The 25,843-nt window shown below is 42.7% G+C and carries 24 protein-coding genes; 8 read left to right on the forward strand and 16 right to left on the reverse strand.

Translation table 11 applies throughout. From position 1 onward, the window contains the following. Window positions 1-42 precede the first annotated feature (42 nt). A complete protein-coding gene (locus QXL29_07215; protein MEM2284382.1) occupies window positions 43-1,347 on the forward strand; it encodes a DUF438 domain-containing protein in 1,305 nt (434 codons plus the stop codon). Beyond that, window positions 1,348-1,767: a transcriptional regulator gene (locus tag QXL29_07220; GenBank protein MEM2284383.1), complete on the forward strand. Its 420-nt coding sequence runs from the start codon at window positions 1,348-1,350 to the stop codon at window positions 1,765-1,767. A gap of 11 nt (window positions 1,768-1,778) precedes the next feature. On the opposite strand, the gene QXL29_07225 is transcribed toward QXL29_07220, so the two are convergent. From QXL29_07225 to QXL29_07240, 4 genes are all read right to left on the reverse strand, one after another. Continuing rightward, window positions 1,779-3,674, reverse strand: a complete 1,896-nt coding sequence (locus QXL29_07225; protein ID MEM2284384.1) for an aldehyde ferredoxin oxidoreductase family protein — start codon at window positions 3,672-3,674, stop codon at window positions 1,779-1,781. Window positions 3,675-3,708: 34 nt separating this feature from the next. Then, entirely contained in the window at window positions 3,709-5,169 is a 1,461-nt protein-coding gene (locus QXL29_07230) for a sodium:solute symporter family protein (protein ID MEM2284385.1), read from the reverse strand. A 196-nt stretch (window positions 5,170-5,365) separates the two neighbouring features. Further along, entirely contained in the window at window positions 5,366-5,887 is a 522-nt protein-coding gene (locus QXL29_07235) for a type 1 glutamine amidotransferase domain-containing protein (protein MEM2284386.1), read from the reverse strand. An 80-nt stretch (window positions 5,888-5,967) separates the two neighbouring features. Next, the gene (locus QXL29_07240; GenBank protein ID MEM2284387.1) at window positions 5,968-6,666 is read right to left on the reverse strand and encodes a DUF72 domain-containing protein; all 699 of its coding nucleotides are present in this window, start codon (window positions 6,664-6,666) and stop codon (window positions 5,968-5,970) included. A gap of 139 nt (window positions 6,667-6,805) precedes the next feature. Between QXL29_07240 and QXL29_07245 the strand changes: the two genes are divergently transcribed. Continuing rightward, on the forward strand, window positions 6,806-8,092 hold the full coding sequence (locus QXL29_07245; protein MEM2284388.1) for an SLC13 family permease: 1,287 nt from the start codon (window positions 6,806-6,808) through the stop codon (window positions 8,090-8,092). A 119-nt stretch (window positions 8,093-8,211) separates the two neighbouring features. Here the strand turns inward: QXL29_07245 and QXL29_07250 are convergent, their stop codons facing one another. From QXL29_07250 to psmB, 4 genes are all read right to left on the reverse strand, one after another. Then, window positions 8,212-8,469: an Lrp/AsnC ligand binding domain-containing protein gene (locus tag QXL29_07250; protein MEM2284389.1), complete on the reverse strand. Its 258-nt coding sequence runs from the start codon at window positions 8,467-8,469 to the stop codon at window positions 8,212-8,214. A gap of 396 nt (window positions 8,470-8,865) precedes the next feature. Next, window positions 8,866-9,279, reverse strand: coding sequence for a DUF120 domain-containing protein (locus QXL29_07255; GenBank protein ID MEM2284390.1), 414 nt, complete (start codon window positions 9,277-9,279; stop codon window positions 8,866-8,868). Then, window positions 9,257-9,904, reverse strand: coding sequence for an endonuclease V (locus QXL29_07260; protein MEM2284391.1), 648 nt, complete (start codon window positions 9,902-9,904; stop codon window positions 9,257-9,259). Before QXL29_07260 ends, QXL29_07255 begins: the two co-directional genes overlap by 23 nt. 13 nt (window positions 9,905-9,917) lie before the next feature. Further along, entirely contained in the window at window positions 9,918-10,526 is a 609-nt protein-coding gene (gene psmB, locus QXL29_07265; protein MEM2284392.1) for an archaeal proteasome endopeptidase complex subunit beta, read from the reverse strand. An 81-nt stretch (window positions 10,527-10,607) separates the two neighbouring features. On the opposite strand from psmB, the gene QXL29_07270 reads away from it, so the two are divergent. The 3 genes from QXL29_07270 to QXL29_07280 are packed head-to-tail and all read left to right on the forward strand — an operon-like array spanning window position 10,608 to window position 13,950. After that, window positions 10,608-10,862, forward strand: coding sequence for an RNA repair domain-containing protein (locus tag QXL29_07270; protein ID MEM2284393.1), 255 nt, complete (start codon window positions 10,608-10,610; stop codon window positions 10,860-10,862). Further along, window positions 10,844-11,884, forward strand: a complete 1,041-nt coding sequence (locus QXL29_07275) for a GTPase (protein MEM2284394.1) — start codon at window positions 10,844-10,846, stop codon at window positions 11,882-11,884. The genes QXL29_07270 and QXL29_07275 overlap by 19 nt, the downstream gene beginning before the upstream one ends. Next, on the forward strand, window positions 11,881-13,950 hold the full coding sequence (locus QXL29_07280; protein MEM2284395.1) for a phosphoadenosine phosphosulfate reductase family protein: 2,070 nt from the start codon (window positions 11,881-11,883) through the stop codon (window positions 13,948-13,950). Before QXL29_07275 ends, QXL29_07280 begins: the two co-directional genes overlap by 4 nt. Before the next feature lie 361 nt (window positions 13,951-14,311). Here QXL29_07280 and QXL29_07285 read toward each other — a convergent pair whose 3' ends face one another. The 3 genes from QXL29_07285 to QXL29_07295 form a co-directional block, all read right to left on the reverse strand. Next, the gene (locus QXL29_07285) at window positions 14,312-14,659 is read right to left on the reverse strand and encodes a DUF2286 domain-containing protein (GenBank protein ID MEM2284396.1); all 348 of its coding nucleotides are present in this window, start codon (window positions 14,657-14,659) and stop codon (window positions 14,312-14,314) included. A gap of 15 nt (window positions 14,660-14,674) precedes the next feature. Continuing rightward, window positions 14,675-14,857: a hypothetical protein gene (locus tag QXL29_07290; protein MEM2284397.1), complete on the reverse strand. Its 183-nt coding sequence runs from the start codon at window positions 14,855-14,857 to the stop codon at window positions 14,675-14,677. A gap of 191 nt (window positions 14,858-15,048) precedes the next feature. Continuing rightward, window positions 15,049-15,651: a CDP-alcohol phosphatidyltransferase family protein gene (locus tag QXL29_07295; GenBank protein ID MEM2284398.1), complete on the reverse strand. Its 603-nt coding sequence runs from the start codon at window positions 15,649-15,651 to the stop codon at window positions 15,049-15,051. A gap of 533 nt (window positions 15,652-16,184) precedes the next feature. Here QXL29_07295 and QXL29_07300 point away from each other — a divergent pair. Next, the gene (locus tag QXL29_07300) at window positions 16,185-18,182 is read left to right on the forward strand and encodes a hypothetical protein (GenBank protein MEM2284399.1); all 1,998 of its coding nucleotides are present in this window, start codon (window positions 16,185-16,187) and stop codon (window positions 18,180-18,182) included. Window positions 18,183-18,444: 262 nt separating this feature from the next. On the opposite strand, the gene QXL29_07305 is transcribed toward QXL29_07300, so the two are convergent. From QXL29_07305 to QXL29_07325, 5 genes are read right to left on the reverse strand one after another with little or no spacing between them, the layout of a single operon-like run. Further along, entirely contained in the window at window positions 18,445-19,242 is a 798-nt protein-coding gene (locus QXL29_07305) for an ABC transporter ATP-binding protein (protein ID MEM2284400.1), read from the reverse strand. Then, window positions 19,229-20,194 (reverse strand): ABC transporter ATP-binding protein, encoded by a 966-nt coding sequence (locus QXL29_07310; GenBank protein MEM2284401.1) that lies wholly within the window; start codon window positions 20,192-20,194, stop codon window positions 19,229-19,231. Before QXL29_07310 ends, QXL29_07305 begins: the two co-directional genes overlap by 14 nt. Continuing rightward, window positions 20,185-21,117 carry an ABC transporter permease gene (locus QXL29_07315; protein MEM2284402.1) on the reverse strand — a complete coding sequence of 311 codons (933 nt, stop codon included), beginning with the start codon at window positions 21,115-21,117 and terminating at the stop codon, window positions 20,185-20,187. The genes QXL29_07310 and QXL29_07315 overlap by 10 nt, the downstream gene beginning before the upstream one ends. A gap of 3 nt (window positions 21,118-21,120) precedes the next feature. Further along, window positions 21,121-22,149: an ABC transporter permease gene (locus QXL29_07320; GenBank protein ID MEM2284403.1), complete on the reverse strand. Its 1,029-nt coding sequence runs from the start codon at window positions 22,147-22,149 to the stop codon at window positions 21,121-21,123. A 1-nt stretch (window position 22,150) separates the two neighbouring features. Continuing rightward, window positions 22,151-23,734, reverse strand: coding sequence for an ABC transporter substrate-binding protein (locus tag QXL29_07325; protein ID MEM2284404.1), 1,584 nt, complete (start codon window positions 23,732-23,734; stop codon window positions 22,151-22,153). Between the two features lie 660 nt (window positions 23,735-24,394). Here QXL29_07325 and glnA point away from each other — a divergent pair. Beyond that, complete coding sequence (gene glnA / locus QXL29_07330; GenBank protein ID MEM2284405.1) at window positions 24,395-25,753, forward strand: type I glutamate--ammonia ligase; 1,359 nt, start codon at window positions 24,395-24,397, stop codon at window positions 25,751-25,753. Window positions 25,754-25,843 lie beyond the last annotated feature (90 nt).

A 25,843-nucleotide genomic window follows, 5' to 3' on the forward strand; every position in this document is an offset into this window, starting at 1 on the left:
AAGCTTATAAACTCTGAAAACATTCTCTTTTTGGTGTGACACGTGTCAAATATTGAAGAAAGAAAAATAGAGCTCGTTAAGAGTTTGCTTAAGAAGCTTCACGAGGGTGTTAAGCCTGAAGAACTAAGTAGAGAGTTTAGTGAGGTTCTTAAGCAAGTGTCTCCTTTCGAGGTAGTGCTTATAGAGCAACAATTAATTAAGGAGGGTTTTAGAGTCGACGATATTCTTAAACTTTGTGACCTGCACGTTCAGCTCTTCAGGAAGTACTTAATCTCTAGGGAGCTGAAGGGGGTTCCTGAAGGACACCCACTAGACCTCTTACTCAGAGAGAATGAGTTGATTCTTAAGTGGAGTGAGTTGTTAGGGGTTTATGCGGGTGCTACCCTCAAGACTACTGGCGAGGATCTCGTGAGGATACTTAATCAGTTAGCAGGAGTCGTGGAGAACTTGAGGAACTTGAGACTACACTACAGGAAGATACAGATGTTGGTCTTCCCGTACTTAGAGAAGAGGGGGATTATAGCAGTGCCGAGGGTTTTGTGGGGTCGTGAGGATCAGGTGCTTCAGAAGGTGAGGGAGCTTAAGAAGCTTGTTGAGGAGGCTCGCGTGAAGAGCGAGTTAGTTAGTGAAGTAGCTAGTAAAGCTTTAGAGTTGTCTAGAGAGGTTAGTGAGTTAGTCTTCAGGGAGAATAAGATATTGTTCCCTGCCGTATGGGTTCTCTTAACTGAGGGTGAGTGGGCAGCTATAGGCGAGATTAGCGAGGAGATGGGTTACTTAGTACCAGTAACTAAGGAGTGGAAGCCTAGCGCGCGCCCCGTAATGCCTTACGAGATAGTTCCTGAAGTAACTAAGGAGCAAGTTGATGCTCTACCTCCTGAGTTTAGAGAACTAGCTCTCAAGAAGCTTGAAGCAGACACTTACGACGTGAGGGTGGGTAGCGACATAGAGTTAAGTACTGGTTTCCTGAGTAAGAAAGAATTAGAAGGTATTCTCAAGTCACTACCTCTAGAATTAACGTATGCCGACATGAACGATAGAGTGAAATTCTTTACTGAGAGCAAGCTGTCTAGAGGATTCGTGAGGACTAAGACAATATTAGGGCGTAGACTACTCTACTGTCACCCACCAAGACTTGAAGGCATGGTTAGAGTTAACGTTGAGAGACTGAAGAAAGGTGAGGAGTACAGAGAGTACTGGACTAAGCAAGGTGATAGAATAATTAGGGTTCTCGTAGTAGCTGTTAGGAGCGAGAGTGGAGAGTATTTAGGCACGCTAGAAATAGTTGAAGACCTTACTGAGGTAGTTAAGAACCCTGATGAGGTTATGAAGAAATTAGTGGTGCTCTAGATGTCGTCAGTTTTTGAGTTAGGGTATAGGTACCTGGTCCCCTCACTCAAGAAAAGACTCGCAGAAATAATGAATAAAGAGCTAAGAATGAGTGAAGTAGAAATAGCTAGAAAACTCAAAATAACTCCGTCAGCAGTATCGAGGTACCTGAGCAGCGAGAGGGGTACTGCGATAGACTTAACTAGATTCCCAGACTTAGACAGAGAGCTCTCGAAACTGGCTAGAGACTTGATCGCGCGAGACCTAGACTGGCTAACCATAGAAGCAAGACTCCTAGAGATATCTCTGCTAGCTATGAGTAAGAAGTACTTATGTGGGCTACACCACAAACTACAGCCAATAATAGACCCCATGAAGTGTAGGATATGCCCTGAATTCTTCTCAACATCAAAAACACACCTTAGTAATTTCTCTGAATAAAAGCAAACCAATTATTTGAGTTTCCCATACTTTTCAAGCTTACTCACTATGTCTTGTAATCCAAGCTCCAGTAACGTTTCTCTTTTTTGTAAGCCTGTATTCTCATCCCACCCATGTAGATTATAATACTCACTAAGCATCTCGTCATACTTCTTTCTATCTATCTTTAGACCCTTTAACTTACCACTTTTCACTTCCTCTACGAAAACTCTAGGCGGTGGCATGTCGTCAGTCCTTGTGAAGTTAGCGTGGATGGTGTTGAATGCCTTCTCATATTCTCGGATTTTTCTTCCAATTAAGAGTAGCTCAGACGACGTGATTTCCTCGCCTGTCACAGCGTAGTAAAGCTTCGCGTAGTCGTCAGGCCCTAATAGCTCTAATGCATTACCCCAATAGGTTGCGAAGTAGCATATGCCTAACGCGTCTGTTACCGCTTTAAAATTCTCAAACCAGAAGACTAATCTAGCCTTTCCCTCGTAAACTGTTTGAAGAGATGCTGTCGCTACTCCAAATAGCTTAAGAGACTGATCTGGCGTGTAGTCTCTGGCTTCAGTTGTTGGTGATCCGTCTAGGTGTCTAGCGCCTCTAATTGATGTGAAGTGACCGAACCCCCATGCTACGGCTGTCCTGACGGAATCTATTATTCCTTGATTCTTAACCTGCATGGCGTAATAGCCTGAGCCCCTATCTATTAATAGGGTTGCTTGTTTAAACCCCATTGCTAATATGTCTCCAATACCTTCCCTGTAAGCAAGCTTCCTAAGCATCTCAAGAAGAGCGTCTCCACAACCCCACGTAAGTTCTAAACCATCAACCTCCTCTCTGCTTATTAATCCCTTGTTATAAAGTTCGAAAATCCATGAGATGATCGTCGCCGCATTATCTATGTCGAGTCCTAACTCATTACATAAGGCGTTAGCCTTGATAATTACTGAAGGGTCATCTATATCGAATCTAGGACCGAATCCATATCCTGCATTAGCCTGGAGCCCTACACATCTAGTGCCAGTATGCTTACCTTCATGTATCTCTAGAACGTTCATGCAAGGCATATGGCAGAGAGGACATCCCTTCATATCTACTCGATATTTCAAAGCGTCAAGTAGCTTATTCAGCTTATCTTCATCCCATACATCATCTTCATAGTTTCTGACAGGAAGCATTGAGAGTTTCTGGAATCTAGGTAACACCCTGCCGAAAGAACCAAGATTCTTGTGAGTTTTTGCAAAGCTAGATTTTTCTATCCTGCCAATTATTTCCTCTCTCAACTTACTGAAGACCTCTGGGTGAGCTACCTGAATTTCCTCATCACCGTAAGCGCTTATAGCCTTCAGCTTCTTAGAGCCTAGAACGCTGGCTATGCCGCAACCACCAGCGGCGTTTCCTTCATCTACTATGATGGCTGACGCAAATACTAGGTTCTCCCCGGCCGGACCTATAGTCATGACACTAATGTCGCTCCCTAGTTCTTTCCTTAAATATCTTAAGGTCTCCGTAGTAGTTAAGCCCCATAAATATGGGGCGTCTCTTATCTCTATGGTGTCCTTCGTGATTAATAGGTAGGCAGGTTTTTCAGATTCACCGTATATGATTAGATTATCTATTCCAGCACACTTTAGTCTATAGCCGAAGAACCCGCCGACGTTGGAGTACCCTATTCCTTCTGTAATGGGGCTTTTTGACGATACGTTCGTCCTATTTGCTTCGGGGCATGCAGTGCCTACTAAGCGACCGGGTGAGATTACTACTATATTAGCTGGGTCAAACGGCTTAATTTTTGGTTCTAAAAAATGAAATAATAGATACGCCCCAGTACCTCGTCCGCCGATTAGGCGGACGTAATTTCTTGAGTCTTCTAACTTAACTTTCTTCTTAGATAGGTCTATAAAGGCAGTCTTTCCAGCCAACCCGCCGTAAGCTTCTTTTATAGTTTATCCCTCCTCAGAAGTAGGGCTTAATGAGTTCCTCTGAGGGTGGTTTAGTTAGCAGCGATACTATCACCGTTAAAACGAAGCTGGTTATGACGCCCATGCCGACTGGTGGGAGACCATAAATGCTAAAGCCCCATAAAGTCTGCCATGCTATGAATACTAAGACTCCCGCTATCGTGCCTACTGCTACGCCGAGTGCCGTGGTTCTTTTCCAGTAGAGGCCGAGCAACACTGGAGCGAAGTAAAGCACGCCCATGAGACCCAGTGTATACCCGCCTAAAGCTAGTATCTCTGCCGCGGGATATATTGAGTAGTATATGGCTGCGGCAACTAAGATCGCTGTTACTGCCCTAGATATTAGAAGAGCGCTCTTCTCTGAAATTCCTCTCATTAAGTTTCTTACGACATCTATAGATAACGATACTGAAGCTAAGTGTATTTGTGTGTCTAAAGTTGAAGCCGCAGCCGCTATTATGCCGGCGAGAACAGCGCCGGCAATGATCGGGTGTGTATAGTTAACCATGAGGTAAGGGAATATCCAGTCAGACTTATATCCTTCGGGCATCGTAGGTACTAAGACCCTACCTCCTAGACCTATTACTACGAAGAAGAAGTATATGACAGTCAATGCTAACCAAGAATACACGTACATACGTAGCGAGAGCTTAATATCTTTAGCAGCTTGAATTCTTTGCAGATATTGTGGGTGAGCTCCAGTGCCTGGAGCCTGAGTGAACCACTGAGCTATGAACCAAGGTAGTGTTAAGAAGGATGCTACGGTTACTAAAGCTCCTGGAGGTGTTGGTGATAAACCTACTTCAGGAGGTGTGGATATTGTGGCAGCATTAGTGATTATGGTGTCTAATCCGCCACATAACTGTAAGACTGTTATGCCACCCACTATAGCGCCTGCGGTAAGCACAAATCCCTGAATAACGTCTGTCCAAGCAACTGCTACTATGCCTCCTAAGACTGTGTAGAGAGCTACGATTATACCACCTATTATGACGCCCTCACTGAAACTTCTACCAGTAGCTAGCGTGTAAACGGCGCCTAATGCATTTAATTGAATTATGAAGAACGGTATGAGTGCCACACACGTTATTGAGGCTATAAGTATGCGTAAGCTCCTACTTCCAAATCTTTTTTCAAAGTATTCTGCCGGGGTGATTAAAGCCACTCTCCTGAATTTATAGGCTATTATAGGACCTATCGCGCTTCCAGTAGCCCACATGATGGGGTATACGACGTTAGTGATACCTACTCTGTATATGCCACCAATACCGCCCAGAAACGAGAGAGCGCTTATAAACGTCGCGAAGTATGTGCCAGTTAGCGCTATTAAGCCCATTTTATGTCCTGCCACTGCATAATCTTCTAGAGTCTTGATCTTCCTAGCTGCAAGTAGGCCTACCGCCCCGTATATTATGAAGTAGGCTATGATAGTGTAGATTATTGTTTCAGAATTCATTTCTATTCACCTTTTTCAACTTACGTAGTATAATCGTTGCTACTATAACTGGGGTCAGACAACCGAGAGTCTGTAACAAACTGAAGATATATACAGTTTCAGACAATACGAGTGTCACCCATGAATAACCTTATTAAAGGTTAATAAACTTTAAATAAAAGTTTGATACCGTATAAGTCAGGTAATGAAGCATGCTTTAGCTTTTAGCATGTTTAATCAGTTTAATGAATTCTTTCATCCAATATGGTAGGTCTGGTGGTGTTCTAGCTGTTACTATGTTTCTGTCTACGACTACCGGTTGGTCAACCCATTCACCACCTGATACTCTGATGTCATCGGCTATTCCTGCGTAGCTAGTTAGTTTTAGTTTCTTGACGACGCCTGCTGATATTAGTAGTTGGGGTCCGTGACATATTGCCGCGACAGGCTTTCCAGACTCTACGAAGTGCCTCACTATCTTGACTGCTTCTTCTCTTGCTAATACCCTAATTCTCTCAGGGCCTCTACCGCCAGGAATTACTAGAGCTATGTATTCTTCAGGATTCACTTTACTCAGAGGTACTGCATTCACTACATAGCCGTGCTTACCCTCAACCCTGCCCTCACTAGGTGCCGCAACAACAACCTCAAAACCTTCCTCAACGAGTCTATAGTAAGGATACAGAACCTCAATATCCTCAAACTCCGGACCAACTATCATGAGGACCTTACTAACCACTACAAACACACCAACTTATATACGCTAACCACAAATAAATTTGTGTGAGTATCTAAGAGTTTCTTAGTAGAGAACTCGCGTTAGAGAGACTTAAGTATATTTAACATGACTCTAGCGTTCTCAAGCATCCAGTGATTGTTGTTGAAGAATACGTAGATTTTCTCTGGGTATAGGTTGAGTATCTTCTCAGCTAGTTCTTTTAGCTCGTCGTAGCTGTATTCGTAGGCGTACCACTCTCCACGCCCGTGTAGTCTTAAGTACACGTTAGTGTTAGTTCTGACAATCCATGAAGTCTCTGGTGAGTCTATAGAAACTAGTGTTAGTCTTAAGTTACGCCCCCACTCAGCTACCCTCTCAGTAAAACATGAGGGATGCCTGAACTCGACAGCAAACCTCTGCTTAAGTCTTGTTTCATCGTAGAATACTTCAACTCTACTCAGCAACTCTTCTCGACAAGTGAAGTTAGGCGGTAGCTGGAATAAGTAGAAGTCTATGTTTTCTTCCAGCAACTTAAATAATTCATGAAACCTAAACCAAGTTTCTAAAGTTCTCTCACTCATTTTGCCCGCGTGAGTTATGCCTCTGTAGACTTTAACAGACCACCTGAGACTACTGCCTCTCCGAGACCAGCCCAAGACTTGATTCCTGTAAGGAAACCTATAAAAACTTGCGTTGAGCTCTACTGCGTTAAGACCTGAGAACTTGACATACCAGTCTAGAGTCCCGCCTAAGTTCCAGTCATAAACCCACCCACTAGTACCTACGAAAACCTCCGGCACGAGAGAGCCCCAAAGAATACGTGTATTACGTAGTAAAAATTAACCCTATCTCTGACCTCCTCCCAGCCCTAAAGGGCAAAGCTTTCGGATTGTAAAGTCTTTATTACCTCACCCCTTCTTAACAGTTAGGTAGCAACCCATGCTGTACGAAGACGTAGTGCGTAGTGAGTGGGTAGGTTTAGGAATAGTAGTGTACTTAGTTACTTCATTAATTGTGAGGAGCAGGAAAACCCACGTACCGGTATGGAGTCTCATGGCTTTCTCAGCCTTCATAACAGTTATTACGGGGCTAGTTAGTTTCGATGAGGTAGGCTTAGTCATAGATATAGACGTCATACTATTTTTGATTGGCATGTTCAGCTTAGTAAGTCTCTCAGAATCTTCCGGACTCCTCTCAGCCATCTCTGCTTGGTACGTGAGTAAGTTTAAGAATAAACACTCACTAATCTACGCTTCCTCACTTCTCTTCGGCTTCTTATCGGCTTTCGCAGTAAACGACACAGTAGCTCTCATGGGTCCTCCCATAGCTTACGTAATCTCTAGAGCTGCCGGCCTAGACCCTAAATTCATGTTTTTGCTCCTAGCATACTCACTAACTATAGGTTCCGTAATGACGCCTATAGGGAACCCGCAGAACGTCTTAGTAGCTATACAGAGCGGTATCCCAGCACCATTCATAATATTCATTAAGGAACTCACAATACCGACACTCATTAACTTAATTGTGTTGCCGTTAATTTTAATAAAGATTTTTAAAATCAAGAATGAGCCAGTCAAAATAAGCTTGATACCTTACGAACTCATCACAGATAAGCGAGACGCCTTACTCGCAGGAGCCGGACTACTCGCAACAGTGGCAAGTCTGGTAGCGAATGACTTGCTAGAACTCTTAAGCTTACCTCACGTAACTCACAGAGGCTTCATACCTTTCATAGTAGCGGCCGGCACATACCTTCTCTCCAGGAACCCTAGGAAAGTGCTCGCAAGCGTTGATTGGGGGACTATAGTCTTCTTCATAACAATGTTCGTAACTATGGAGGGAGTATGGAGGAGTGGGGTCCTGCAACCAATCCTGACTTTCTTAATGTCTGGCAAACTCGGGAGTGTGGAAAGCGTGTTATCAGTGACAGTAGCTTCACTGCTCTTGAGTCAAGTACTCAGCAATGTTCCGTTCGTGAAGCTCTTCATAACTTTCTTGAAAAATGTTGGTTATGGGCCAGCAGACGTTAATATATGGTTAGCCCTAGCTGCTATGTCAACTATAGCCGGCAACCTAACTATATTGGGCGCTGCCTCTAACATAATCGTGTTAGAGACGTTAGAAACTAAAATGAAGACCTCAATAACTTTCATAGAATTCTTTAAAATAGGTCTTTTTGTAACAGTCGTTAACACACTAATATACTTAGTCTTCCTGCTCACGTAACTATCATCATAAAGTCGTGGAAGCTAGCCCTCCAAAAGCGGTAACTGAAGCATCTCTAACTACTAATAAGGTGTAGTATTAAAACTTATGAAGAAGACAAAAACATTAACTACTTGTTCTTACGAGATTATCCTTTGCTCTACTACTATCATAGTAGTAGTTCCTCGTACTTGAGGAATCTTTCTAATCTTGTTTATTATTAAGTCTCTTAAAGCTTCGTGTGTAGGAGCTTCTATCTTGACTACGACATCATACATGCCGTAAACTTCGTAAATTTCTTTAACTCCCTCGATATTAGCGAGAGCGTTTAATACGTCAGCTTCAGACCCTATCTCAGTATTTATGAGAACTATAGCTACAGGCATGCTGATCCACAATATATATAATGTAATCAAAGTTAAAAAACATTAATACGTGAGTAAAACGAGTTTTATTAAGAGCTCTATATGAGCGTTAAGTCAGTGGAAGTGTTGTGTGAGGTCAGCATATCATGTTTAGAAATCATAACCTATTACTTCACGAGACTCATATCTTTTTAGTGTGAAAAGTGTTTTCAGTGTGGAAGTCTTCGTTAACTCCCACATTCTTAAATAAATGCTGGAGTATCCTCTCTGAAATCCTAGAAAGAAAGTCTGCGAGACTAGAAGAAAAGAGCTGATATAACTAATTCCTAGGCCTCGTTATAGTTCTCTAGTTAATAGAAGAAGTAGTAAAATTCTCTGGTTCGTATCAGCACTTGATCTCTTGAAGGAGGTAGAGAAATAGCTGTGAGTTTAAATAGGTATGAAGTCAGCGCAGAATATCTTAATACTTACTAGCTTTCCATCTTCTAGAGAGAGTTTCTTTCTTAGGTTGTGCCCTGAAATTACCTCTATGATGTTTGGCTTGTGTTTACTTAAGTACGGTCTAATCACTAAAACCCACTCATCCGAGAGTTCGGGGATCTTGCCAAACCAGTAGTAGAAGCCTCCTCTCTCAGTCCCGTCAACTATGAGGCTTCTTATCATTGAGGGAGTGCACTCTCTAATTAACTCCTCGTAAGTTTTGTTTATTTCTATGTTGAGGGTTCCTGGATATGGCTCCTCATCTATCAACTCTGTCAGAATTATGTTGTAAGGCGGCATAGAGACGTACTTAGCTCCAACTCCTAAACCAGTTATTACCTTACCTTCGAGTACTACGTGCAATCTTACTCCTCACCTGCTTAGAGATCTTGTCAGCGGTATATATTGGTTCCGGTAATTCGTGGTCTTTAAATAGTTTTGGCGTGACCTCAACTATGAATTTCAGACTCACTTTATGACCTATACTCAAGTATGTTTTAGATGTGCCTCTCACAAACACGTAAGCTCCTAACACTCCATTATTTTCTAGGTACTTCTCTCCATTAATTACTACCTCTCTTCCTGAAAGGATTCTCTTAGCAACGCCTATAGTCGGCTTGTCGAGAACCACGCCCACATGTGAAGCTATGCCGAAAGACCTGGGATGCGTTATGCCATGTCCGTTAACTAGAATTAAGTCTGGGTCTATGTCTAGCAGTTCATAAGCAACAAACATTAGAGGCGCTTCTCTGAAAGCTAGTAGTCCGGGCACGTAAGGGATGTGAACTTCGTCGGAAGCCACAGAATACTTCACTAGACTCATATCTGGATACTTATGCAATGTTGCTATAGCTATCCCTATATCGCCGACATACGATAAGTCTAGCCCTACTATCGTGTCTATCCTGTCAGGCTCGTACGAGGTATCAACTAACTCAGAGAGTTTCTTCTGTATTGCTGACGCTCTGTAGTGGTCGAAAAGAAGCATAAGAACTTATTCCTCATGTTGTGAGACTCACGAACTTCTCAGTTACTCCCCCAGGTCTTATCAATACTACGTCTACACCGTCTCCTGAGAGAGCGTCTCTCTTTATAGCTGCGGAAACAGCTTCTACGGCTATCTGCGCAGCTTCTTCTAGGGAAATCCCCTCCCTATACTTAGATTCTATGATGCCTATAGCTATCGGTGCTCCAGAGCCTATAGCCGCGTACACGTCCTCTATTAGTGATCCGAGCATGTCCATCACGTATAGGTGTGTGCCAGTCTCGTCAACTCCTCCGAAGATTACTTCAGATATGAAGGGTAGCCACTTATTCTGGTATAAAATGATTGACAGTAGCCTGGCTGCTGAGTGAACACTTATTGGTCTTCCATTCTCTAGCTCGTAAGAATGTATTAATACGTTCATGGTCCTATTCAGTGTTTGTATATCAGAAAATAGGCCCGCAAACGCTAAGCCAAACCTGTCTTTAATAGCGAATACTTTCTTACCGCCTCTACTCATAACAAACCCGCCGTAAGATACTCTCTTCTCGGCAGCCAGTACTACACCCTCTCTAGTCTTGATACCGACTGCTGTGGCGCCAGTCCCTATCCTCTCGTACGACATACAAACACCTAATTAATTGAGTTAAACACATAATATAAAGGTTTAATACCGTGTATAAGGAGTAAATGTTTATGGTGTGAGGTGCACGCGATTAAGAAACTAGAAAACTATGAGTTGATTAAGAAGATAATTCACACTGTACCGGCTGAAGAGCTAGGAGACTACGTTATAGTAGTCTTAGATAGGAAGGCTAGTAACTCTCTAAAAGAAATTAGAGTTAGTGAGGTTACTAAGTTAATGAAGGATAGGTTAGTCTTGGGAGATACTATCATACCTCTTCATAGGATAGTAGAGATTAGGAGGTTAGGTGAGGTTCTGTGGAGAAAGAATGTTTGAGTAATGCTTTAAAGAGTGTTAGAGTGTGGAACTACGCTGAGGTCAGAGAAGTACTAATGAGTATATACTCAGAACCCGTCACTCTAGCTAAGAAAGTTAAGAGGAGGAACGTGATGAGATATTTAGTTAAGCTAGATAAGACGTACGAGGCGCTCAATAAAGTTTTCGAAGTCTTAAACACTCTGCCAGACCCAAACACGTTAAACCCCTTCTACGCTGAACTCTTAGCTATTTCAGGAATAACAGACTATAAGTCACTCTATCTCAGGTTGAGAGGCTTCAAGAAAGTTGTGAGGAAGTTGTGGAAGTATTATAGGATCCGAGTAAAGCTCGCCCTAACTAGTGAGGAAGCCAAGAAAGACTTAAGAGAGTTTATTGGTAGGTCTTTATCTATTATTAGAAGACTTAATAAAGACTTAAAGAAACTTGAGGTAGCCGTTAATGAGTTGAAGAAATTACCTTGCATCGACTTCGCTAGTCTTAAAGTCGTTGTTTCTGGGATGCCTCAGGTAGGTAAGTCAACGCTAGTTGGCAGAATCTCGACATCAAAACCGGAAGTATCTCCGTTTCCCTTCACAACAAAAAACATAATTTCTGGTCACCTTCAGCTAGACCACATGAGAATACAAGTTTTTGACACTCCAGGAATACTTGATAGGCCTATCTCAGAACTCAACGAGATAGAGAAGAGAGCTTTAGTAGCTATTAAGTTCCTTGCTGACGTAATAATATACTTGGTTGACCCAAGAGAGTCTAGTTACTACACTATAGGTCAGCAGATAGACTTGCTCCAGATGATTAAGGCGATGTTTAGCGACAAGCCTCTCTTAGTAGTCGTAAATAAAATCGACGAAACTTCGGAGGAGAGAATATCAGAAGTCTCGAAGCTGATTAAGAAAGTTTACGATAGCGAGCCATACAAAATAAGCGCTCTTAAGGGAATTGGTGTAGACGCTCTACTAGAGTGGGTTAAGAGTAAGTGTCTTGAGTTTTACGAGTCTCGACACCAGTTAACTCCTTGAATGCCGTAGTTATGTGTGAGAGCTTCAGCGGGGGTAACGTCTTGACGAGAAGATGGGGTGTGAGGCTTAAGCTCTACTGGTGTAGTAACTGTAATGTGCCTATCAGAGACCAGATTTGCAGTAAGTGTGGGGCTGCTGGAAGGGAATTACGTGTAGGAGAGCCTGGTGACATAAGACCTGGTTTCTATGGTGACCTGAAGATAATTGAGGAAGGGATTGTTAACGAGTTCGGCACTGCTAAGTTAGTTAGTCTTCTTGATTTAGAGTCGAGTTTATTCTTCTTGAATAAGGTTCCTCACGTAGATGATATGAGAGAAATCATAGTTGGCGGGGTTGTTGTAGGTAGACTCCACTTTGACCCTGATTTGATGTGCTGGAGATGGAGGTTAAGTAAGTATAGCTCCCTACTAGCACTTAATGAAGGATTAGTTAAGAAGTTCGTTGTAGACAGGCCTAAGCCTCTAGAGCCTGTAGGTGATGAGGGAAGAGATGGTGAGCAAGCAGTCATAGTAGATAAGTCTGGCTATCCAGTAGCGCTAGCGGTGGCTAGGAAAGGTAAGTTTAGAGTGCAGACTCTGTTTAAGGGAGAACCTGAAGAACCTATAAGGAAGAGAACTACCTTTGAGGACTTAATAAAGAGTAATGACTTCTGGCTTAGAACGAGAATCTCGAAGGGAGTGAAGAACGTCGCTATAATGTCTAGAAAGACTGGGCTGCCTATAGTTGTCTCTTATTCTGGTGGTAAAGATTCGTTAGTAGCTCTTCACTTAGTTCTTAAAGCTGGTATAGAACCTACGATGTTATTTAATGATACTGGTTTAGAACTTCCTGAGACTCTCAGGAACGTCAGGGAAGTTAGTGAAGCTTACGGCTTGAAGCTGATTAACGCGGACGCAGGTAATAAGTTCTGGGAAGCCGTAAGAGTATTCGGTCCTCCCGGGAAAGACTATAGGTGGTGTTGTAAGGTAGTGAAGCTAGTTCCTATATCTAGAGCGTATAAAAGCAGTTTTCGAGGAAGTGTCTTGTCTATTGTTGGGCAGAGAGCTTTTGAATCTATTGATAGGTCTCTTTCAGGCAGTGTGTGGAGGAATAGGTGGCTACCCGGAGTATTGTCTATGTCCCCCATACAAGAATGGGACCAGATAAGTGTGTGGTCGTATATACACGTCAATAAACTGCCTGTTAACCCACTCTATTTTGAGGGGTTTGAGAGACTTGGTTGTTATTTGTGTCCGGCAGCTAACGTCGCAGAATACCATGAAATAAAAAAGAAGTACCCGGATTTATGGTGTAGGTGGGAAGAATTTCTCAGGACGTGGGTCGCTGAACGTGGACTACCTGAGTATTATGTCTCAAAACATTTATGGAGGTGGCATAACCCCGAAGCTCAAGGGAGGAGAAGGGTTGAGAAGTGGGCGGGCATTACTGCTACTTCATGGGTCTCAGAATTCATTAGGAGGTCGGGATTTGAGGCAACACTACTGAAGAAAAATAGTGAGGAAGTTTCTGTTAAGATTACTCCTAGGCTACCGCTAGATTCTCTTTTGAGTCAGTGGAGAGTTCTAGGATATAAATACTCACTAACTAACGAACTACTAGAGATTAAGTCGGTTAACGGCATCTTACAAATAAACTCAAACGGGCTCATAAATGCTGTATCGAGTGATGCGTTCGAGGAAGTAATCACTACTATAAAGCTTGGTGTTAGGTGGCTTAAATGCGTTAATTGCTTAAGTTGTGTTAATTGGTGTCCCCGCGACGCTATTAAGATAGTTGATGGGAGACCTCAAGTAGATTCTTCAAAGTGTTCAGGTTGTAGGATATGCGTTGACGCATGCCCGATCGCTGAGATGTTAGTTGAGAAAAACATAGTTACTCAGTTGTTAGGGAATCCTAGGAGTAGGGGGAGGAGAAAAGATGTTGTTACTAAAGCCCTCTCAATACTCTCTGGTGAGGGTGTTAGGAGAGTAAGTAGGAGAAGTATACTCTACACTGAGGAGGATTTAGGAGGATTTATAGACTTTCTTAAACACATCGATACCGCGCCCGAGGATGAGAGTCCTTAATTCTCGTGTAGTCGTGAGTTAGTAGCTTGCGGTAAAATTAGGAGAATTAATCAGCTTGTGGTCCTTCAATCACCGCTCAGGCAGGACACCACTCATCATTTCGTGTGAGTAGGTCCTTACAGTAGCTATATTTGTGCTTGCTTGATGTACACGCTACCTAGACTTGCTCTGACCTCCTCCCCGCTCTGAAGTGTGAGGATTCCGGGGAGGTTTAGAGCTACATCCCCATCGAAAGCGGGTTTAGCTCTGCACCCGGTCTCAGGCGCTTTACCCCTACCCCGTGTAGAGCGGGGCTCAGGGATATGACTTCACAGTACCTAAAGAATGCAGAGCTTATAAACCTTACTACATCATCCCCGCCCTAAAGAACGAGGCTTTTGAGATTGTAATCACTAAGTACTCGTAAGACCTCGTTTGTTAGTTCCTCGTTAACGTATGGGAAGACAGTTATTATTTCTTTCTCTATTAGTTCTTCACCAACCCACTCACTCGAAGGACTTAGCACGTAGATGGGTATTGACTCCTTAGACTCGCTTATCTCGCTTGACTCATGCCTAGTTATTATAAGGTCGTGTTTTTCAGGGTCCCACTCCTTAAGAATATCAGAGACTACCTTCTTAATAGCTTCCCCAACACTCTCAACTTCTATTATGTCTAGCGACTTGATTTTCCCTTCACTTATTCTTGCTATTACTGTTTTTACGCTCAAAATATTACACACCTGCTAGCCTAAGTAGTTCTTTAGTATTTCTAGGGAAGCCTTATAATCTCTTTCTTCGTCGAGGTAGCCTGTCTCGCTTAAGTTGGGCTGTGTCAAGACTTTAATTACCGTCCCGTCATCTAATTCTGCAAATAGTTGGGGTAGCCAAGTAATGCCTAGTTCGTCGGAATCACCGTATTGTGACACGTAGACGTAGTCGCCCCACCTGTACTCAAGCGGTATGTTGAGTTCTTTAGATATTTTCTCGGCTATCCCGCTGAAATGCTTATGTAGTGCGTGGTCTTTGTCCGTAACTAGTACTAGTTTCTTGAGCTTAGACAGCTTTACTCACCAATAGATACTAGTAGTAATAAATAAATAGTTTAGCTTCGGCAAGTCTAGAGAGTAACTGAGGCTCTAGAAGAAGTGCCTAGTAAATTAACTAATTTTAAGAGGCGCTGAAGCACCGTTATAGTATTAAGTAGTATGCCGACAGCTATTAATAACTCGGCATAATGCATCATGTTAAGTAATAGTAATGCTGTTGATGATATTAACAGCAGACCTCTTTCACCTCTCTCCATGAAACCAACGCCTTCTAGATTAATCCTATATTGTGAGGCTATAGCTCTTAAGTAACTTATGAGAAATGAAGTGCCGAGAAACAGTATTAACGTGATCCACTCAACTCCTATAATTCCTAAACTTAAGACAAACATTAACTCCTCGACTCTATCACTGAAAGAGTCTAGGAGAGCTCCCTTAGGTGTTGCGAGGCCAGCTACTCTAGCTACGGCGCCATCAAGCATGTCGCAAGCCAGACTTAAAATCATTAACGTTAAGACTGCTGAGATTACCTTAAAAAATGCAAAGACAGGTGTTGCGAGACTTAGCACTAGTCCACTTAAGGTGAGTATGTTGGGAGATATTCCCAGCCTCCATAGAAGAACGCCTAAGTGCTTTAGGAGCGGCGTTATCGCGTCCCTAACTCTAGTAAGCACAGCGCATCACCAGGACTACTTAGAGATATTTCCATCTTTCACAGTTATCATTATTCATTTCTTTCTCCTCCTGAGTCTCACGTAGGTATTCATCCTACCTAACTAAATTCCTGTAGTGAGGACTATTTTCTCTTTTATTTCTTACTTGAGGTTTTATAAGCTCATGGTCCTATCTCTATGGATACGTAGTAGTAAGGACCTGTATAACCCGTAAGAATTATAAGGCTCTGAAGTCTGTGAACTCTTCAGCGACCCCGGGTTTCCGAGACCTGCGGTAGACCGTGAGGAGAGTGGTTCGGTAAAAACCGTGACGAACCACCCTAGGAAAACCCGCGAAAGCCTAGAGCAGGAAACGGTTTAATAAAAATCTTATAACCTACGACTATTTCACAAGAATAACTGAGCTTGTATGGTCTCTTCACCTAGCAAAGATTAGTAGTGTTAGGAGGAGCAAACATTTATTAGTTATGAAATCCCGAGAGTTGAAGGAGATAATGAAACATATTGGTATAGTTATTCCCCTCTTAGCTATTATGATTCTCTCAGTTGTAGTGTTGCCTTCCTGGTTCGCTCTCCAGCCTCTCCCATCCTACGGTATCGTTCTAAGATTTGAGGGTGACGAGCTAGTTATTAATGGTGAAGAAGTCTGTAAAGATATTGTAGGAAGTGTGATAATCAAGTTTGGGAATGAATTTAAGTCAATAGACGTTTGCGAGTTAATTAGTAAGAAAGTAATTCACGTATCATTTAGTGAGGGAGTGAAAGACTGGATCAATAGACTTGAGGAGTTAGGAATAAAGCCTGGAATGAAGGCTAGCGTAGTTCTTGGAGTTCTGGAGAGTAGGGGTTATGGTGGTGTGGTGATGCCTACAGTATCAATAACTTTCTGGTTAATTAGTGAGGACATACACTACATATCTAACGGCATGTTTACATCACTAGATTACTTCGCGTCTATAGGTTACGATTATTACAGAGCCTTCCTGAAAATGCTTGAAGACCCACTAGCAATAGTTAAAGAACACGCAATGATACTAATCAAGTCTGAGGACTTAGCTAAGAGTCTAGCCTCGATAAACGTGACGAGAGCTCTAGAGAAGATCCGTAGAGAGTTAGGCCTTATAGAAACCACCTCCAGTGATGTTGTGAGTAATCCGTTATCATGGAGAGGTTGCCCACCAGGCACTAAAACCGTTAGTACTGGCGTCTGCGAGTGGGAGAATTACTGGGACTTCTCAGAAGACCCGCCTGACTGGTTCTATAATAGGATTATCGTGAGGAGCGGTGATAAGAATTATGTGGTTGGAGAGCTGTGGCGAAGCTTCAAAAAATACTTCAGTTCAGCCTACCTTTTCCACAAAGATACTTATTCAACTAAGGAGGAAGCGGCGGACGCGTTATGGCACGTATGGTCTAACCCCTGCTTCAGATCATGGAGTGATTTCGGGAAACTCATAAACATGAGCACCACACTCAAGACTTGCATAAACCCCGGCTCCAACTACCAGGTTGACTGGAACCACACAAGAATCTTAGGGAGTGAATTCACCATGTATGAACCCCTCGCAATAAAAATAGAATCATCTGTGGGTGAGATGCCACCTATAAATATCCAACTAGAGTATGTAAACTTCATGTCTGGATTCAAGAAAACTGGTTTCTCGTTAATGGGTATAATGATATACGGTAATCAAGGATATAGCGTGAGTGCCGCCGATTTCGGAACTATAACATTTAATCCTTCTGATTGGAATAATGGAGCCCGTAGTTCTGCATTGATAATTCCTACGCATATGAAGTACTTATTTGATTCTCTCATATTCACTTGGAATATAAGGAGTTATTACTGGGATGCTTACTATGGTTCATTCTGGTTGTTTGAACCCGTACCCATAATCACTCCATACTATGAGGAGAAGGGGCGGACTTTAAGTGACTATTGGGGTCACGCCTACTACAACGAGCACGGGAACTGTATATATGGTGGTTGTCAATATCCTCAAAATATTTATGAATTAATTGAGGAAGCGACTGGGACGCTAGATAGAGTTTATTATGTAATTAATAGCACGAGATTCAATGATGTGCCGATGTATTATGTAATCGTGGATAAATCTAACATAACTAGCGTAGGGTATTCAGATTCTCTAGGGTCTATTATCTTCGGCATAGCAAAGAATATAGTAACAGAACTCTTTTATGGAAGCATTTCGAGACCTCTCGGCAAACTCCTAAACTTCCTAGACTATACAGACACAACGTTTAGTGCGTCTGTAGTAAAACAGCATCTTTGGTGGTGTAGGACCAATCAAACTCAAAACAATGTCTGGGTAGAGATATGGAAGAGATCAAAAAGTGAAAGCTATCTTAGCGACTATTATGATGAGATAGATAAAAAACCACTTGCAGCCGTATATAGCATTAATTTCTTCACAGTAGGAGGGGAATCTCCTCCACCACCAGGCGGAGAATATCCACTTAGAGAATCCGGAATACGCATAGAAGCCGGCAAACCCGCGCAATATAAATAGATCTCTCGAGATAGTGATAGGGTGATTTATAGATTTTGGGAATAGTGTGTTGAAGCTAATAATTGACGTGCGGGATAGTAGAAACGTAGAAATATGATTGAGTAACGTAGTAAAGGATCAGTTATGTAAGAATATTTGGTAGGAAATAAGAAGGATTTAATAAAGCCAAGAACGTTCTTAACCACGTGAATTAACTCATAAGAATTCTCTAGGAACCATCCAGAACTGGCCGTGAAATATGACGTCTATATTGTTCCGGCATTTAAATACTTGCTTTGTAGCTGGCTATAAGTAAGCTCGTGTATTCGTGTCTCGGTTTTGTGATTATGTCGTCTATGTAACCTTCTTCGACTATGTTTCCTTTATAGAGTATTATTGCTCGGTCACTTAGGTATTGCGCTACGCCTAAATCGTGTGTTACTGTGAGAATAGCTAGTTCTAGCCTCTTATGTATGTTATTAATTAGTTCTATGATTTGAGCCTGAATAGAGACGTCAAGAGCTGACGTAGGCTCGTCAAGTATCAAGATTTCTGGATCGTGTATTATGGAGCGTGCTATTAGTACTCTCTGCATCATCCCCCCGCTAAGCTCACCAGGGTATTTATCCAAGATCTTATCACTTAATTGAACCATCCTAGCGACTTCCCGTACTCTCTCCTCAATTTCTTCGGGCTTGACTCTCATGGACTCTAACGGCTCGCTTATTATGGTCTTAACACGTAGTTTAGGGTTTAGAGCCTTGTAAGGATCTTGAGGTACGTAACCTATCTGCCTGAGTATGCGCACGCGCTCACTCCACGAGAACTCGTAGATTTCTTTGCCTAAGACCTCAACCTCCCCCCTCACGGGCTTAAGTAGCCCCAGAATTACTTTAAGTAGCGTTGTTTTTCCTGAACCACTCTCACCTATTATGGCTACTCTCTCTCCATCATATATTTTCAGATTTATGTTCTTTAGTACTACGTTGACGTACTTAAATAATGATCTCAATCCCTTGCCTGTAGTCGGGTAACCTGCTATGACGTCTTTGAGTGAGACTATCGCGTTATTGCTTAACACTGCTGACGTACCTCCAGCACGCTACTTCCCCACCATATGCTTTGAAGTATGGTGGTGGCTCGACACACTTCTCGAAAGCTAGGGGGCATCTAGGTGCGAACACGCATCCAGTCATTTCTTCATCAGGTTTTGGTGGCTCGCCAGGTATTGACTTAAGGCGTCTCTTAAATCCTAGGAGTGGTACCGCGTCTGCTAACATCTGAGTGTATGGGTGTAGTGGCTCCACTATCACGTTACTCCCCGAGCACTTCTCAAGGATTTTACCTGCATAAACTACTGCTACTGTGTCGCATATCTTGCCTGCAGCCACGAGATCGTGTGTTATCATGACTAGAGTTAATGACTCAGACTCTTTAAGTCTCATCAAGAGCTTAATTAGTTGTAGTCTTAAGTGAGCGTCTAAAGCTGAAGTAGGTTCGTCGGCTACTATGATTTTAGCACCTGTCGAGAGTGCTATGGCTATAGCTGCTCGTTGCTGCATCCCCCCGCTGAGTTCGTGTGGGTAGCGGTCGATAGTGTCTTCCGGGTCTAACTCAACTAGAGATAAGTACTTCTTAGCTACTTCGAAAGACTTCTTCTTATCAAACCCGTATATGCTGTTTAACACGCGATAAAGTTGTGTCCCGATTGTCTGGTAGGGGTTTAAGCTAGTACCGGGGTTTTGCGGAACGTAAGAAACAACTCTTCCTCTAATACCTGAGTAGTCTCTCTGATTACCTTTAACTACAAGCTTGTCGAAAACGTACAGCTCCCCCTCAGTCACTGCGTAAGGGGGTAGTATCCCTATTATGGTGTTTCCTATAGTTGACTTACCACACCCGCTCTCACCAACTAAGCAAAAAACCTCGCCTTGACTAATGTCGAAGGAAATATCCTTAACAGCCCAGAGGATATTCTCTTCTTCGTCCATGTAACCAACTTTAAGATTTCTGGCTTTGATAGCTAAAACCATAATCTCCACCTCCTCCTCAGTCTCGGGTCTAGCTCTTCACGGAGTGTATCACCGACTAAGCTGAAACCTAGCGCTGTTATGAGTAGGAAGAAGCCTGGGTAAGCACTTATCCATGGAGCAATCTCGAGGACGCTTAAGCCCTCAAACATTATTACTCCCCATTCAGGCGAGTTTAGTGGTAAGCCTAGGCCCAGGAAGTTTATAGTGCTCGCCTCAAGAAGCACGCTACCCATATCAGTCACTGCTTGAACTAAGACAGGTGTTAAGACATTCCTCATAACATGTCTAGTCATGATCTTTAAGGGGCTTAAACCGCTGAGTCTAGCTAACGTGACGTAATCCATCTCCATGATACTCCTAGCATAGACGTAAGTTACGCGTGCGTACCAAGACCACCAAGTAATTACTAGGCTGGCTATTACGGTGAGTAATCCGGGACCTAACGCTAGCCTCAAAACTAGAGCTATTATAACTGCGGGAATGCTGATGAATAACTCGATTAGGTAGTTGAGAACAGTCTCTACAACGCCTTTGAAATAAGACGCTAAAATACCTACGACGAGACCTATTAACAGGCTTAGTGAAATAACAGTAACTATTTGTAGGACAGCTGACCTAACACCCATAATAACTCTTGAGAACAGGTCTCGCCCTCTAGTGTCAGTACCGAAGAAAAACTTAAGACTCGGGGGTTCTTTCTCTCTTTGAGATGCTTCAGGCGGGACGTACCCGGCACCTTCATCAGGGTAGGGTACTACCCAAGGACCTATTAGTGCTAGGATGAATACGGCCAGAGTTATTATGAGACCTACTCTAAACTTAGTCCTCTTCAGGTACCTCTTAATACTTATTGTTAAGTCTTGGAAGGACTTCTTGTTTGAGGACTTGAGTGACTTCATAAGATCGCTGAGTGTCGCATTCAATCTCTACAACCTCACCTTAGGGTCTATTAAAGCTTGTATGATGTCTGTTAAAGTGTTGATTATTAGGTAAAACACAGCAACTACGATAATTAGACCTATTGCTAATCTGAAGTCACTGTAGTTTAGTGAGTCTATTAGTAGGCTGCCTAACCCTTCTCTCCCGAAAACTACGTACTCGACGGCCATAGCGTCCACTAAGCTGTACGCGAAAGCTAAGCCAACAACCTGCACTAAGCCGGGCGTTATAGCTTTGAGTGTATATCTCCATATGATTACAGACCTGTTAACACCCCAGGCTACAGAGGCTCTTATATAGTCTTCAAGCAGTGTGTCAGACACTAAAGCTCTCGTGAGTCTGACTAAAACTCCTATGGGGTAGATAGCTATGGCTATAGCTGGTGGTATGATCTTACTTAAGACGTTCGTGAAGACCTGTAAATTACCTTCAATTAAACTATCGATTATGTAGAAGCCTGTTATCGGGTAGAAGCCTGTCACTGTAGCTATCTTGGGGTCTACTCTCCCGTAAGGGTATGCGCCTAAGAGTATTAAAGTGAGGAATAGCCACGCGCCGAGCCAGAAAGTCGGCGTGTTAGCTAGTATTGTGCCTAGAGACTGCAGTATAGTGTCTAATCTTCCGTTCCTGTGAAGTGCGGACTCAATACCTAGGAAGACTCCTAAGGGTATGGCTATCAAGTAAGACACTAGGAGGAGTTCTAGCGTAGCTACTAAGCGTCTTGATATGACTTCAAAAACTGGGATCTTGTAAGCTATGCTTAATCCTATGTTGCCTGTGAAGACGTCTGTCACGAACTTCAGTACTTGAATTAGTGGTGGTTTATCTAATCCTAATTCCTTGCGAGCTAGTTCTATAGCTAGTGAGGCGTTAGGTCCTCTAGGGTTGCCCGCCCACTTAACTGCTGGGTCGCCGGGAGACAAGATTATTGCAGCGTAAGAGAAAATCACTACACCAACTACTACTAAGAATATCCAGATGATTCTTTTTGTTAGGTAGTTTAGGCTGAGGGGCAATCTATGCTCCCACTCTCACGTACTGGAAGTATATCACGTACATGTATAAAGGATTCATACATTCGGGGGGTAACTCAACCCTAGTATTGTATATGAAGGGTCTTACCTCGTCCCATAAGTTAATTCCAGCTACGTCGTTAAAGAGTATTTCTTGAGCTTTCCTGTACAGGCTTAAAGCCTCAGAATAGTTTGTTCCTTCTATTTCCCACGCGTAATCTATTATGTTCTCGAACTCCTCATTCTCGTAGCCCGCGTAATTCCATTCTTTTGAATCGCTGTGGAACATCGTGTATAGGTAATCGTATGGTGAGGGTATTGTAGGCCACCAATCAGCTATTATTAGGTGCGGAGTGTTTTCAGGGTTTTCCCAGACACCCTTCGCTATCTCCTTGAGTTGCGACCACGGCTGCGGGTTAAGAACTAACTCTATGTTGATGTCTCTCAGCCTAGACTGAAGAGTCTCAGCAAATATTCTTGTTTCTTCATAGTCTACCTGGTACAGTATCTCCATCCTTACTGGCGTCTGAACGCCTGACTCGTTAAGATACTGTAGAGCCTCACTTAACCCGCACTGGTGGTAGAGTCCTTCAGCAAACCCTGGGAACCCGTGTGGTATTATGCCGCTCCCTTTTAATGCGAAGCCCTTCATAGCTAGTCTTATAGCCTCGTCTAAGTTAAGTGAACACGCTATTGCTTTCCTGAACTCAAGTATGTTTGTTGGGTATCTCCTCACGTTAAAGAACATTAGGTAGTTGTGATATGTTGTTAGGTTGTATACTTTGAAACCTCTATTAAGTAGTAAGCTGACGTAGTCTCTGGGAACGCTAGAAGCTATATCTATCTCGCCAGAAATTAAGCCGTTATACTGTGATTGAGGGTCTGGCAATATCTTTATGATGACGTAGTCAGGAGCTTGGTCGTTGTTTACTAGAGACCAGCCCCACCACTTATCAAATTTCTTAAGCCGTATTTCTGAGTCTGGCTTATAGTATTCTATAGTGTAGGGGCCGGTGCCGGCCTCATTACCTCTGTTAAACCACTCCTCAAGTTTTCTGTCTAGGTATGATGACGCGCCACTAGATGAGAGAGCCTTAGGAGAGAAGATGTAGGCCGCGTAAGTAGCTGCTACCAGGAGGTCCAGCCTCTGCGGGTACTCAAGCTTTATCTTGAGTGTATACTCATCTAATACTTCTATGTCTGTTACGGCATCCCATATGTAGCCAGCACCTCTGCCGGTCTCCCTATATATGTCTCTAGCCCTCTCAATACTCAGCTTAACTGCGGTAGAGTTGAGTGGTGTGCCGTCATGAAATACAACACCTTCTCTAAGGCGGAAAACCCATTCAGTGCCGTCCTCACTACTATTCCACGCAACAGCTAATACAGGTTTCAACTCTCCAGTAACGGGGTTATAGTGTAGTAGTTGTTCATAAACTAAGCCTATAATAACGAGGCCTGTATCATCTTCTATACTTGGGTCGATGCCTGTAATTCTGTCGTTATACGCGTAAACAACTACTCTCTGCTTAATTTCTGGAGTCCCCCAAATATAGTGGTAAGCAATAAAGCTAACAACTATAAGCACAACTAATGAAATAGAGACGCCCAAGAAAACACTTCTTCGCACTCTTCATATCACCGCATGAAGTTATCGCTAAGAGTTTAAAAACTTTTTCACGCAAGCTTCTGAAGAACAAATATATTTGTTTGAATTAATTATGGAGAGAAGAATAAAACAAATTTACATCCACTTAATGAAAGAATAGAAAAAATTAAACTTGCTAAAAAACACCTATTATTTATTTCGCTTCTCGCATAATTCAAAATCGTAGAGAATTTAATGCTTGATCTACGGGATAGTGAGTCGGGAAACACTACTTGTTATGCTTTTCTTCTTGCTTGAAGATGATCTATGCTTAAGTCCTGGGCTTCTTGAGAGACACAACTTAATAAGCTCTCTACAGTAAATCTTATTGAGGACGAGCACAACATATTTAGTCGAAGATGAAGAATCCGGGATCTGAATGACGTGATGAGAGCGTACTTCACTGAAGCAACCTCAATCTAATTTGTAGTGAGGCTTAGGTCTTGAGTTTCTGTGTTACTTAATTATTGATTTTTATTGTCATAATGTCTTATAAAAGTTTTTCTCTTATATTGATGATTGACTACATGACAATTAATTCTAAAATAAGTTTTTATGCGTGACTACCTACTTATATATAATTGTTTAAGGTAGTGAGCGATGCGTAATTACGTCGAGACTAGAGACTTAAGATGGGTTAATCTTCAGTTCACAGATTTAGCAGGCTTTCTCAGACAAGTTACGGTGCGTGTCAACCCAAGAAGTGAGTCTCTAGATGAGCTTATTAGTAAGCTTGATGGGAGTAGCGTTAAGGGATTTACTGGAGTTGAAGAAAGTGATCTACTTCTTAAGCCCGATATTAATACCTTCGCTAAACTTCCCTGGAGTGACGGTTTCGGGAGACTTATCTGTGGTGTTTACGTAAATAATGAGAGATTTACTAAAGACCCCAGATACGTGGCTGAGAAACTTGATAACATACTTGCATCTACTAACTTAAGTCCTTTCGTTTCTGCGGAGCTAGAGTTTTTCGTGTTTGATAAAGTATCTGTTGAAGTGAGTCCCTGGAGACAGTTGTTTGAAGTTAGTAGTTCTGAAGCGCCTTGGGGGAGTCTCCCCTTCGCTAACAGGATTAAGGAAGGGTATTACGTAGCATACCCTAAAGACAAATTCGTTAGTCTGAAGACAGAGCTTGCAGAAACACTAATTAATTATTTTGGTCTTGCCGTAGAAGCACTGCATCACGAAGTTGCTGCTGCGTCACAACATGAAATATCTTTTAGAGGAGGTTCCTTAACTTATGTCTCAGACTCTATTCAGACAGTCAAGTACGTTGCTAGAGTCCTTGCTTCGCTCAAGGGGTACACGGCCACCTTCATGCCTAAACCTATTCACGGCGATAACGGTAGCGGGATGCACGTGCACATAAGCTTGTGGAGAGGTAATGAAAACTTATTTTACGATCCTAACGACGATTACGCGTGTTTAAGCCAGGAAGCAAGATACTTTATAGGTGGGTTAATCGAACATGGTAGAGCGCTCTCAGCTATAGTTAGCCCTACAACTAACAGTTACAGAAGGCTTGTTCCAGGTTATGAAGCCCCAACATACTTGGCTTGGGGTGCGGGGAACAGAAGTGTAGCTATAAGGATACCAATCTACGAGAGGTGTAGTAGGTTTGTGAGGATAGAGTACAGGCCTCCAGACCCAAGCGCTAACCCCTACTTAGCAACAACAGCTATAATGCTGGCAGGTCTTGACGGCATTAAGAAGAAGTTAGAGCCGGGGGAACCAGTTAAGGATAACCTGTATGAAGCCTCAATAAAGCATAACGACATTAAGAACCTGCCCGAAAGTCTTGACGAAGCGTTAGACGAGCTTGAGTCAGATAATGAGTGGCTCAGTCACGTGTTTCCTAAAGAGCTTCTAGAAGCATATATTGAAATGAAGAGGGAAGAGTCTAGAACACTCAGGTCTTACCCAACCCCCGCAGAGTTTTACTATTACCTAGATCTTTGAGTACAGCATCTCTTACTATCATAGGCTTCCCTACAATTAAGAGCTTAACTTTATATAAGTCGTCCTTAAACATATTATTGTGAGGTGGTC

Source organism: Zestosphaera sp., from assembly GCA_038843015.1.
In the GTDB taxonomy this organism is placed as follows: domain Archaea; phylum Thermoproteota; class Thermoprotei_A; order Sulfolobales; family NBVN01; genus Zestomicrobium.

Excerpts from the sequence above, each read along its gene's own strand:
- QXL29_07220 (MEM2284383.1), top strand. The coding sequence starts at position 1,348 with ATGTCGTCAGTTTTTGAGTTAGGGTATAGGTACCTGGTCCCCTCACTC.
- QXL29_07230 (MEM2284385.1), bottom strand. The coding sequence starts at position 5,169 with ATGAATTCTGAAACAATAATCTACACTATCATAGCCTACTTCATAATA.
- QXL29_07245 (MEM2284388.1), top strand. The coding sequence starts at position 6,806 with ATGCTGTACGAAGACGTAGTGCGTAGTGAGTGGGTAGGTTTAGGAATA.
- QXL29_07260 (MEM2284391.1), bottom strand. The coding sequence starts at position 9,904 with ATGCTTCTTTTCGACCACTACAGAGCGTCAGCAATACAGAAGAAACTC.
- psmB (MEM2284392.1), bottom strand. The coding sequence starts at position 10,526 with ATGTCGTACGAGAGGATAGGGACTGGCGCCACAGCAGTCGGTATCAAG.
- QXL29_07300 (MEM2284399.1), top strand. The coding sequence starts at position 16,185 with ATGATTCTCTCAGTTGTAGTGTTGCCTTCCTGGTTCGCTCTCCAGCCT.
- QXL29_07310 (MEM2284401.1), bottom strand. The coding sequence starts at position 20,194 with ATGGTTTTAGCTATCAAAGCCAGAAATCTTAAAGTTGGTTACATGGAC.
- glnA (MEM2284405.1), top strand. The coding sequence starts at position 24,395 with ATGCGTAATTACGTCGAGACTAGAGACTTAAGATGGGTTAATCTTCAG.